This window comes from Burkholderia sp. Se-20378 (assembly GCF_017104665.1).
Lineage (GTDB): Bacteria > Pseudomonadota > Gammaproteobacteria > Burkholderiales > Burkholderiaceae > Burkholderia > Burkholderia lata.
On sequence record NZ_JAAGPG010000260.1, the window covers coordinates 1 to 11,668 of the forward strand.

Sequence of the window (11,668 nt, forward strand, 5' to 3'; positions counted from 1 at the left end):
TTGACCGGCAACGCGTGCAGCGCGTCGCGCGATGCCGCATCGGGCATCAGCGCGACGAACACGCGCAGCCGGTCGCCGTTCATGACTCGCGCACCACCGCGCGCGGCACGCTTGCGGCATCGGCCGCGGCCGGACGCTGCGGCAGCGGGCCATGCTCGCCCCACACGTCGGCCGGCAACACGTTCGCGAGTTCCGGAATCGTGTTGCGCGTGAACACCGGATCGGCAACGCCTGCCGCGCGCTGGCGGCGATAGTCGCGCCATGCCGCATGCGCGTACTTGCCGAGCGCGAGGATCGCGATCAGGTTGATGATCGCCATCAGCCCCATGCTCGTATCGGCCATCGCCCACACGAGCGGCAGTTGCCCGACGCTGCCGAACATCACCATCGCGAGCACCGCGACGCGGAACAGCGGCAGCACGCCGCGCCGCTTCGTGATGAATTCGACGTTGCCTTCCGCATACGCGTAGTTGCCGATCACCGACGAGTACGCGAAGAAGAAGATCGCGAACGCCATGTAGATGCCGCCCCAGTCGCCGACGTGGCTCGCGATCGAGCGCTGCGTGAGTGCCGCCCCTTCCATGCCGGTGCCCAGTTCGTACTGGCCCGACAGCAGGATCACGAAGGCGGTCGCGCTGCAAATCACGATCGTGTCGACGAACACGCCGAGCATCTGGATCAGCCCCTGCACGACCGGATGCCGCGTGCTGGCGGTCGCCGCCGCATTCGGCGCGCTGCCCATGCCGGCCTCGTTCGAGAACAGCCCGCGCTTCACGCCCATCGCGACCGCCTGGCTGACCGCATAGCCCGTCAGGCCGCCCGCCGCCTGCTCGAGACCGAACGCGCTCTTCACGATCAGCGCGATCACGCCCGGCACCAGCGCAAGATGCGTCGCGACCGCGTAGACCGCGAGTGCGAGGTAGCCGATCGCCATCAGCGGCACGATCACCTGCGCGACCGCCGCGATCCGGCGGATCCCGCCGAAGATGATCGGCGCGGTCAGCAGCACGAGCGCGAGACCGACGGTCGCGCGGCTCCAGCCGAACGACGTGTCGAACGCGTCCGCGATCGCATTGGCCTGCACCGCGTTGAACACGAAGCCGAATGCGAGGATCAGCGACAGCGAGAACAGCACGCCGAAGCCGCGCGAACGCAGGCCCGTCTGGATGTAGTACGCGGGGCCGCCGCGATAGCTGCCGTCCGGGTGCGACACCTTGAAGATCTGCGCGAGCGTCGCCTCGACGAACGCGGACGACATCCCGACCAGCGCGGTCATCCACATCCAGAAGATCGCACCGGGCCCGCCGACCGTCAGCGCGACCGCGACGCCGGCGATGTTGCCGGTGCCGACGCGGCTCGCGAGCCCGGTCGCGAACGCCTGGAACGACGAGATGCTGCCCGGCTCGCCCTTGCTGCCGACCAGTTTCACGCTGAGCAACAGCGCCTTCAGCTGGATCATCCGGAACCGCAGCGTGAACCACACGCCCACGCCGAGCAGCAGCGCAATCAGCACGTAGTTCCACAGCACGCCGTTGACGGCGTCGATCAGCCCTTGCACGAATGCTTCCATCCAGAGTCCTTGTAAATAGGGTCAGTCACATGCGGCCACCGCGAATGCGGCCCGAGGGGCGACATGATATGACAGTTCGCAAGGAACATTACAAAATGAAAGATATTCAATGAGTTACCCGCGGTCGCCAGTCCGAATGACGCGGCATGCTCCGCTGCGTCAGTGAAGCCTCCACGCGTCCGGAATATCAAAGACCAGCCCGGACAATCCGCTGGCGAGCAAGACGCGCGCAAAATGCGCCCACGCAGGTTCGATCGACGCGAATCGCTCGTACTGCAGGATCTGCTTGGCGATCAGTTCGAGCCGCAGCCCGGCATCCGGCAACACATCGGATTTCAGCAGCGGCGGGTTCAGGGGGCCCAGGCTGTCGACCTGCACGCCCATTGACATGCTGATCCGCGGCATGTCCGACAGCGGGCTGCCGCGGCCGCCCCAGTGCAGCACCGCCTGGCTCCACATCATCAGGTCGCCGGCGAGCCCGGGAAGCGCGCGGATGTCCCGCACGTCGAATTCGGCCTGCGACACGCGATCCGTTCCATAGTCGGGATCGCAATGCTTCGGCAGCAACATCACGCAACCGGTGGACGAATCGACGGGTGTCAGCGGGATCCACAGCGACAGCGCGCCGGCGCGACCGTCCGGCAGCAGCGATCTCGCCCCCGCATCGCGGTGCATGCTCCAGCCGGCCTGCCCCGCGTTCGCGCGCACGTGCCATACCCAGAAATCCGGCATCAACTGGTAGGTGTCGGCACCTAGCGCCGCCTGGACGATCCGGTGCAACCGCCAGTACGTGAGCCAGAATTCATCGCACACGAACGCGAACACCGGTGGAATGCCGGCCTGTACGAGGCTCGTCACCATGTCGCGCATCGCCGCGAGCGGAAGGGTGCTCCGCACGTCGTCGCCCGGGGTGAACTGGGCGAAGCCCTCCAGCGCCACCCGGGCGTGGATCGCGTCGGCAATGTCCTGCGCGACTTCGATCGGCCGCTGTCGTCCGACGAATGCGTGATCCTCGACGTGAAGACCGGGGCCGAACGAAAGCAGCAGCGCGACGACCTCGTCCAGCCGGACGCGCTGGCCGTCGTCCGTCAAGCACGGTCGGGTGATTTCCGGGGCGTTTTCTCGAGACATGGACTGCGCGATACGTTCGTGGCTGAAACAGGCTTCGACCGGCGATAGGCCAACGCCTGCACCCTGTTTCGCGCATGTTAAGCGGCAACGGCCCTCCGGCGCACGCATAAAAAAACGGGCGCCCTTCCGGACGCCCGTCTTTCATCAAAGCCCGCTCGCGAGGTTCAGCTCAACGCGGCAGGTTCGAATGCCCCATCAGGTACGCATCGACCGAACGCGCGCACTGGCGACCTTCGCGGATCGCCCACACCACGAGCGACTGGCCGCGGCGCATGTCGCCCGCCGCGAACACCTTGTCGACCGACGTGTAGTACGAACGATCGCCTTCGGTCGCCGCGCGCGCATTGCCGCGCGCATCCTTCGCGACGCCGAATGCCTCGAGCACGGGTGCCGCCGGCTGCGTGAAGCCCATCGCGAGCAGCACGAGGTCGGCCTTCATTTCGAACTCGGAGCCCGGCACTTCCTGCATCTTGCCGTCCTTCCACTCGACGCGCACCGCGATCAGCTTCTCGACCTTGCCGTTCTTGCCTTCGAGACGCTTCGTCGCGACCGCCCAGTCGCGCTCGCAACCTTCGTCGTGCGACGACGACGTGCGCAGCTTGATCGGCCAGTACGGCCACACGAGCGGCTTGTTTTCCTCTTCCGGCGGCTGCGGCAGCAGCTCGAACTGCGTGACCTGCTTCGCACCGTGACGGTTCGACGTGCCGACGCAGTCCGAACCGGTGTCGCCGCCGCCGATCACGATCACGTGCTTGCCCTTTGCGAGCAGCTGGTCGACGAGCTTGTCGCCCGCGTTCACGCGGTTCTGCTGCGGCAGGAAGTCCATCGCATAGTGAACGCCCGCGAGTTCGCGGCCCGGCACCGGCAGGTCGCGCGGCGTTTCCGAACCGCCGGCGATCACGACCGCGTCGAATTCTTCCTTCAGCGTGTCCGGCGAGATGGTTTCCTTCGCGAGGCTGCCGATCGACTCGGGCAGCGGATCCTTGCCGATGAACACGCTGGTGCGGAACGTCACGCCTTCCGCTTCCATCTGGCGCATGCGGCGGTCGATCAGCCACTTCTCGAGCTTGAAGTCGGGGATCCCGTAGCGCAGCAGGCCGCCGACGCGATCGTTCTTCTCGAACACCGTCACGTCGTGGCCGGCACGCGCGAGCTGCTGCGCGGCGGCAAGACCCGCGGGGCCCGAGCCGACGACCGCGACCTTCTTGCCCGTCTTGTGTTCGGCCGGCAGCGGCTTCACCCAGCCTTCCGCCCAGGCCTTGTCGATGATCGCGTGCTCGATCGACTTGATGCCGACCGGGTCGTCGTTGATCCCGAGCGTGCAGGCTGCTTCGCACGGCGCCGGGCAGATGCGGCCCGTGAACTCCGGGAAGTTGTTGGTCGAATGCAGGACTTCGATCGCCTGCTGCCAGTCCTGGCGGTAAACGAGATCGTTGAAGTCCGGAATGATGTTGTTGACCGGGCAGCCGTTGTTGCAGAACGGGATGCCGCAATCCATGCAGCGCGCGCCCTGAACCTTCGCGTCCGCGTCGGTCAGTGCCGCGACGAATTCCTTGTAGTGCTTCACGCGCGTGAGCGGTGCTTCGTACGCCTCGTGGCGGCGTTCGAACTCCAGAAAACCGGTTGCCTTGCCCATAAGGTGCTCTTCTGTTCGGTGTATCGGGTGGGGGAGCCGCGCGCGGCAATCATGCGCGCGCGGCATTCGCTATGTCGTTCGTCGCTCAGGCGGCCAGTTCTTCCTTCGCCGCCTTCTTCGCACCGATCTCGCCCAGCGCGCGCTTGTATTCGTGCGGGAACACCTTCACGAACTGGCGGCGCGCCGCGTCCCAGTTTTCCAGCAGCGACTTCGCGCGCGGCGAACCCGTGAACTGGAAATGACGCTCGATGAGCCCCTTGAGCAGCGCTTCGTCCGTCGTGCCCGCATGCCAGAGCGCGCGGTCGACCGTGCGCTCCTGCTCGGCCTGCTGCAGCACCGGCTCGAGCGCGACCATCGACTTGTTACACTTCGCCGCGAACGTGCCTTCCGGATCGTAGATGTATGCGAGACCGCCCGACATGCCGGCCGCGAAGTTGCGCCCGGTCTCGCCGAGCACGACGACCGTGCCGCCCGTCATGTATTCGCAACCGTGGTCGCCCGTGCCTTCGACGACCGCCGTCGCACCCGAGTTGCGCACGCAGAAGCGCTCGCCCGCCACACCGCGGAAGAACGATTCGCCTTCGATCGCGCCGTACATCACCGTGTTGCCGCAGATGATGTTTTCCTCGGACTTGCCGCGGAAGTCGTTGGTCGGGCGGATGATGATCCGGCCACCCGACAGGCCCTTGCCGACGTAGTCGTTGCCGTCGCCGACGAGGTCGAGCGTCACGCCCTTCGCGAGGAACGCGCCGAAGCTCTGGCCGGCCGTGCCCTTCAGCTGGATGTGCACCGCGTCGTCGGCCAGGCCGTCGTGGCCGTGCTTCTTCGCGATCACGCCCGACAGCATTGCGCCGACCGTACGGTTCACGTTGCGCACCGGCTGGATGAACGACACATGCTCGCCGTTCTCGATCGCGGCCTTCGCCTTCTCAATCAGCACGTGGTCGAGCGCGCGCTCGAGGCCGTGATCCTGCACGTCGACGTGACGCGGCGCGACGTCCTCGCACTCTTCCGGCTGGTAGAACACGCGCGAGAAGTCGAGGCCCTTCGCCTTCCAGTGCTCGATGCCCTTGCGGGTGTCGAGCAGGTCGGCGCGGCCGATCAGGTCGTCGAACTTCGCGACGCCGAGCTGCGCCATGATCTCGCGCACTTCCTCGGCGACGAAGAAGAAGTAGTTCACGACGTGCTCGGGCTGGCCCTTGAACTTCGCACGCAGCACCGGATCCTGCGTCGCGACGCCGACCGGGCACGTGTTCAGGTGGCACTTGCGCATCATGATGCAGCCTTCGACGACCAGCGGTGCCGTCGCGAAGCCGAATTCGTCCGCGCCGAGCAGCGCGCCGATCACGACGTCGCGGCCCGTCTTCATCTGGCCGTCGGCCTGCACGCGGATGCGGCCGCGCAGGCGGTTCAGCACCAGCGTCTGCTGCGTTTCGGCCAGGCCGAGTTCCCACGGCGTGCCCGCATGCTTGACCGACGACAGCGGCGATGCACCCGTGCCGCCGTCATGGCCGGCGATCACGACGTGATCGGCCTTCGCCTTCGCGACACCGGCCGCGACCGTGCCGACGCCCACTTCCGACACGAGCTTCACGGAGATGCTCGAGCTCGGGTTCACGTTCTTCAGGTCGTGGATCAGCTGCGCCAGATCCTCGATCGAGTAGATGTCGTGGTGCGGCGGCGGCGAGATCAGGCCGACACCCGGCACCGAGTAACGCAGCTTGCCGATGTATTCGGACACCTTGTGGCCCGGCAGCTGGCCGCCTTCGCCCGGCTTCGCGCCCTGCGCCATCTTGATCTGGATCTGGTCGGCCGACGCGAGGTACTCGGCGGTGACGCCGAAGCGGCCCGACGCGACCTGCTTGATCTTCGAGCGCAGCGAATCGCCGTCCTGCAGCGGAATGTCGCTGACGATCTCGTCGCCGATCACCGACTTCAGCGTCTCGCCGGCCTTGATCGGAATGCCGCGCAGTTCGTTGCGGTAGCGCTTCTGGTCCTCGCCGCCTTCGCCGGTGTTCGACTTGCCGCCGATCCGGTTCATCGCGACCGCGAGGGTTGCGTGCGCTTCGGTGCTGATCGAACCGAGCGACATCGCACCCGTCGCGAAGCGCTTGACGATGTCCTTCGCCGATTCGACGTCGTCGATCGGGATCGCCTTGGTCGGCTCGACCTTGAACTCGAACAGGCCGCGGAACGTCATGTGACGCTTGGTCTGGTCGTTGATCAGGTGCGCGTATTCCTTGTACGTCTGGTACGAGTTGCTGCGCGTCGCGTGCTGCAGCTTCGCGATCGAATCCGGCGTCCACATGTGGTCTTCGCCACGCACGCGGTACGCGTACTCGCCGCCCGCGTCGAGCATGTCGCGCAGGACCGGGTTGTCGCCGAACGCGTCGCGGTGCAGGCGGATCGCCTCTTCCGCGACTTCGAACAGGCCGATGCCGCCGACCTTCGATGCCGTGCCCTTGAAGTACTTCTCGACGAGGTCGCTCGACAGGCCGAGCGCTTCGAAGATCTGCGCACCCGTGTACGACATGTACGTCGAGATGCCCATCTTCGACATCACCTTCTGCAGGCCCTTGCCGACCGCCTTCGTGAAGTTGTAGACGGCCTTCTCCGGCGACAGGTCGCCCGGCAGCCCTTCGGCCATCTTCGCGAGCGTTTCCATCGCGAGGTACGGGTGCACGGCTTCCGCGCCGTAGCCCGCGAGCAGCGCGAAGTGGTGCGTTTCACGCGCCGAGCCCGTCTCGACGACGAGGCCCGTGCTCGTGCGCAGCCCTTGCTGGACGAGGTGCGAGTGGATCGCCGACGTGGCGAGCAGCGCCGGAATCGCGACATGCTCGGCGTCCGTCTTGCGGTCCGACACGATCAGCATGTTGTAGCCCGACTTCACCGCGTCGACGGCTTCCGCGCACAGCGACGCGAGGCGCGCCTCGATGCCTTCCTTGCCCCAGGCGACCGGGTAGCAGATGTTCAGCTCGTATGCGCTGAACTTGCCGCCCGTGTACTGGTCGATCGCGCGGATCTTCGCGATGTCCTTGAAGTCGAGCACCGGCTGCGACACTTCGAGACGCATCGGCGGGTTGATGTTGTTCGTGTCGAGCAGGTTCGGCTTCGGGCCGATGAACGACACGAGCGACATGACCATGTTCTCGCGGATCGGGTCGATCGGCGGGTTCGTGACCTGCGCGAACAGCTGCTTGAAGTAGTGATAGAGCGTCTTGTTCTTGTTCGACATCACCGCCAGCGGCGAGTCGTTGCCCATCGAACCGACGGCTTCTTCACCCTGCTGGGCCATCGGCGCCATCAGGAACTTCAGGTCTTCCTGCGTATAGCCGAACGCCTGCTGGCGGTCGAGCAGCGCGGCGCCCTGCGTGCGGCCGGCCGCGACTTCCTCGGCCTTCGGCTCGATCTCGTCGAGCTTGATGCGCACGGCGTCGATCCAGCTCTTGTACGGCTTCGCGTTCGCGAGGTTGTCCTTGAGTTCCTTGTCGTCGATGATGCGGCCGTGTTCCATGTCGATCAGGAACATCTTGCCCGGCTGCAGGCGCCACTTCTTGACGATCTTCGATTCGGGGATCGGCAGCGTGCCGGCTTCCGACGCCATGATGACGAGGTCGTCGTCGGTGACGATGTAGCGCGCCGGGCGCAGGCCGTTACGGTCGAGCGTCGCGCCGATCTGGCGGCCGTCGGTGAACGCGATCGCGGCCGGACCGTCCCACGGCTCCATCATCGCGGCGTGGTATTCGTAGAACGCGCGGCGGTTCTCGTCCATCAGCGTGTGCTGTTCCCATGCTTCCGGGATCATCATCATCACCGCGTGCACGAGCGGGTAGCCGGCCATCACCAGCAGCTCGAGACAGTTGTCGAACGAGGCCGTATCCGACTGGCCCGGGTAGATCAGCGGCCACAGCTTCGGCAGATCGTCGGCGAGCACGTGCGACGCGATCGCGCCGGTACGCGCGTTCAGCCAGTTCACGTTGCCCTTCACGGTGTTGATCTCGCCGTTGTGCGCGATCATCCGGTACGGGTGAGCCAGTTCCCACGCCGGGAACGTGTTGGTCGAGAAGCGCTGGTGCACGAGCGCGAGCGCCGACACGACGCGCGTATCCTGCAGGTCGCGGTAATACACGCCGACCTGGCCTGCGAGCAGCAGCCCCTTGTAGACGATCGTGCGCGCCGACATCGACGGCACGAAGTATTCCTTGCCGTGCTTGAGCTTCAGCGCCTGGATGCGGTGGCTCGCCGTCTTGCGGATCACGTACAGCTTCCGCTCGAGCGCGTCCGTCACCATGATGTCCTTGCCGCGACCGATGAAGATCTGGCGGATCAGCGGCTCGCTCGCCTTCACGGTCGGCGAAATCGGCATCGCATGGTCGACCGGCACGTCGCGCCAGCCGAGCACGACCTGGCCTTCGGCCTTCACCGTGCGCTCGAGCTCCTGCTCGCACGCGAGACGCGATGCGTTTTCCTTCGGCAGGAAGATCATGCCGACCCCATATTCACCCGCCGGCGGCAGATTCACGCCCTGCTTCGCCATTTCCTCGCGATAGAACGCGTCCGGAATCTGGATCAGGATGCCCGCGCCATCGCCCATCAGCGGATCGGCGCCGACCGCGCCACGGTGATCGAGGTTCTCGAGGATCTTCAGACCCTGCTGAATGATCTCGTGACTCTTCTTGCCCTTGATGTGAGCGACGAAGCCGACGCCACAGGCGTCGTGTTCGTTTTGCGGGTCATACAGACCTTGTGCGGCGGGCACCGCGGCGAGCGGCTGCTGGTGGTCGTTCATGGGGACACCGTCGTAAAGGGGGCCTGGAGGCCGTTGAACCATTTTCTTGTTGCCGTCGATCCCGCTCCCGACGGGAGACGGCGCGGCCGACAGTGGTTGGGCATGCTTCGCCCGGGCCACCGGAATTCGGAATATACGCGACGAATCAAAGGAATAGCAACAAAAACCGTTTGATAGAACCCCAATTAAATGGATGCCTCGATCTGGTGCCGTTTTAATGGGGCCGTATCGTTTTGGTGCAAAAAGAAGCGGCGCCCGCAGCGCCGCCTCCTGAACCGCCGTTCCTGCGTTACTGCTGGATCGGCGGCGTGTTTTCACGCACCTTTCTGGGGCGTCCGCGCGGCAGCGGCGACACGCGCCGGTTCGCGGTACGCGCCGCCCACTCGCGATAATTCTCGCCGCCGAGCACCCAGCCCTTCAACGTCGCCTGCTGCAGCTGGTCGGCCTGCCGCTCGTCGAGCGGCTGCTCGCACAGCTCCTTGTACGCGCGCTGACGGTCGAACGGCGTGTTGCCGAGCGCCCAGTAGAGCGGATGGTCGGTGATCAGGCTGTCGACGGTGAGCCCGACGTGGTGCCGATAGCTCGACCAGCGATAGGCCTCGGGCGTCGCGACGAGCTGCGCGCGCACCGGGCTCATCTCGACCACGCGGCTCGCGAGCAGGAAATAGCGCTCGCCTTCGATCACGGTCGCGCGATAGCGGCCTTCCCACAGGGTGCCGCGCCGCGAATAGCGCCGGTTGAAATGCGCGACGTAGCGGCGACCGACCGCCTGCATCGCTTTCGGCAGGCTCGCTTCGTCGCTCGGCGTCACGAGCAGTTGCACCTGGCGCGGCAGCAGCACGTAGGCATGCACCGACAGGTGATGATCGCGTGCGGCGGCCTTCAGGCAATCGATGAAGAGTTCGTAGTCCTGGTCGTCGACGAACGCGGGTTGCTGATCCAAGCCGCGCAGTATCACGTGCTGCGGCTGGTCGGGAACGTAGAGTCGTGCTAACCGTGCCATGCTGAATGTCCGTTTGAACGCGTTAGGAAATACCCGGGGGTCCGAAATTGCGCACCTGCGTAGAATGCCTGTCCCCGCTAGGCGCGAAAGCGTACGGTCGTACGAATCCTAGGGAGAAAACTCTAACTTACGAGCTTGTTTGGTTTTAAACGCAGTCGTCATAATGAGCACGCCTTTGATCGGAGGAGACACAATGAAACGAAAACTGGCCATTACGGGGGCCGCAGCGCTCGCATTCGCTTTCGCGGGCGGTACGGCACATGCACAATCCGCAGGTGATTTCTACGTCAGCACCGGCTGGCTGCACCTTGCGCCGCAGGACAGCAGCGACCCGCTGTTCCTCTACGGCGTCGGCGGCACGCCCATCAACCAATCGGTGCCCAACACCGGCGCCGGCATCAACGACGCCGACACGCTTGCGCTGGCGACCGGTTACTTCGTGACCGACCACATCGCCACGGAGTTCATCGCCGGCATTCCGCCGAAGTTCGACATCACCGGCAAGGGCCAGTTCTCGAATTTTGGTACGCTTGGCCGCGCGTACCAGTGGAGCCCCGCGCTCCTCCTCAAGTACTACTTCAACGACGCCAACGCGAAGTTCCGTCCGTATGTCGGCGTCGGCGCGACGTATATCTGGTTCACCGGCGCGAAGATCACAAACAGCGCGTTCGAGAACGGCGTGCTCGGCGGCCCGACCAGCGCGCAGACCAGCAACCAGTGGGCGCCCGTGTTCAACGCCGGCTTCACGTACAACTTCACGAAACACTGGTTCGCCGGCTTCTCGATGTCGTACATCCCGGTCAGCGTGACCGCGACCTTCACGACGGCCCGCCGGACGCCGGTCGGTACGTTGACGGAGACGTCGAAGGCCCATATCTCGCTGAACCCGATCGTGACGTACCTGAACGTCGGCTACCGCTTCTAAGCGTAGTCGAATATTTGGGGAATGGTTAATCCTGCTGCAATTTGTAGCGGATTTTTCCTGACGTAACGTCTCCACGATGCGAAACGCCCCGGCGGGAATCCCGTCGGGGCGTCGTTTTTTCGCGTCAGGTACGTTCCCGATACGCGTTTCGCCGGCCGCAGGCGCGGCCGTCAGGCGCTGTCGATGTCGTCCAGCGCATCAGGGGCAATCAGGTCGATGCGGTCCGTACAGACCGCATCGACGCCCCAGCGCGCGAGTTCACGCGCCCGCTCGAGGTCATTCACCGTGTAAACCAGGATGCGCAGCCCGGCCGCCTTGATCGCTCGCACGAGCGGTTCGTCGAGCCGTTTGTGGTCTGCATGCAACGAAACGCAGCCGAGCGCGCCGACGACTTGCGCATGCCAGTCGTCCGGCACGGCCTCGTAGAGCATCCCGCGTGGCAGCGCCGGCACCGTCGCACGCGCCTGTTGCAGTGCGTCGAACGAGAACGACGACAGGAGCGGCGGAACCGCGGCGTCACGCCAGTACGCGGCCGCGTCGGCCGCCACGCGCTGCCCCGTCTCGCGCTCGCGTCCCGGGCATGGCTTGATCTCGACATTCGCGGCCAGCCCGTG

Annotated in this window: 7 protein-coding genes and 1 pseudogene; 1 reads left to right on the forward strand and 7 read right to left on the reverse strand. The window is 65.4% G+C overall.

Going from position 1 to position 11,668, the window contains the following annotated elements:
* The 6 genes and pseudogenes from G3N93_RS41690 to G3N93_RS24000 all read right to left on the reverse strand — a co-directional run.
* Positions 1-83, reverse strand: a pseudogene (locus G3N93_RS41690) (RNA 2',3'-cyclic phosphodiesterase); the annotation flags it as partial.
* On the reverse strand, positions 80-1,570 hold the full coding sequence (locus tag G3N93_RS23980) for a sodium:alanine symporter family protein (protein WP_174939815.1): 1,491 nt from the start codon (positions 1,568-1,570) through the stop codon (positions 80-82). The pseudogene G3N93_RS41690 and the gene G3N93_RS23980, both read right to left, overlap by 4 nt.
* Positions 1,571-1,729: 159 nt before the next feature.
* A complete protein-coding gene (locus tag G3N93_RS23985; RefSeq protein WP_206134102.1) occupies positions 1,730-2,809 on the reverse strand; it encodes a phytanoyl-CoA dioxygenase family protein in 1,080 nt (359 codons plus the stop codon).
* A gap of 61 nt (positions 2,810-2,870) precedes the next feature.
* The gene (locus G3N93_RS23990) at positions 2,871-4,337 is read right to left on the reverse strand and encodes a glutamate synthase subunit beta (protein ID WP_206134103.1); all 1,467 of its coding nucleotides are present in this window, start codon (positions 4,335-4,337) and stop codon (positions 2,871-2,873) included.
* Between the two features lie 85 nt (positions 4,338-4,422).
* Positions 4,423-9,126 carry a glutamate synthase-related protein gene (locus tag G3N93_RS23995; protein ID WP_174939820.1) on the reverse strand — a complete coding sequence of 1,568 codons (4,704 nt, stop codon included), beginning with the start codon at positions 9,124-9,126 and terminating at the stop codon, positions 4,423-4,425.
* A gap of 289 nt (positions 9,127-9,415) precedes the next feature.
* Positions 9,416-10,129 (reverse strand): transposase, encoded by a 714-nt coding sequence (locus tag G3N93_RS24000; protein ID WP_006477151.1) that lies wholly within the window; start codon positions 10,127-10,129, stop codon positions 9,416-9,418.
* A 193-nt stretch (positions 10,130-10,322) separates the two neighbouring features.
* Between G3N93_RS24000 and G3N93_RS24005 the strand changes: the two genes are divergently transcribed.
* On the forward strand, positions 10,323-11,054 hold the full coding sequence (locus G3N93_RS24005) for an OmpW family protein (RefSeq protein ID WP_174939822.1): 732 nt from the start codon (positions 10,323-10,325) through the stop codon (positions 11,052-11,054).
* 170 nt (positions 11,055-11,224) lie between these two features.
* Here the strand turns inward: G3N93_RS24005 and G3N93_RS24010 are convergent.
* On the reverse strand, positions 11,225-11,668 hold a 444-nt coding region (locus G3N93_RS24010; protein WP_277396565.1), incomplete at its 5' end, for a glycerophosphodiester phosphodiesterase family protein.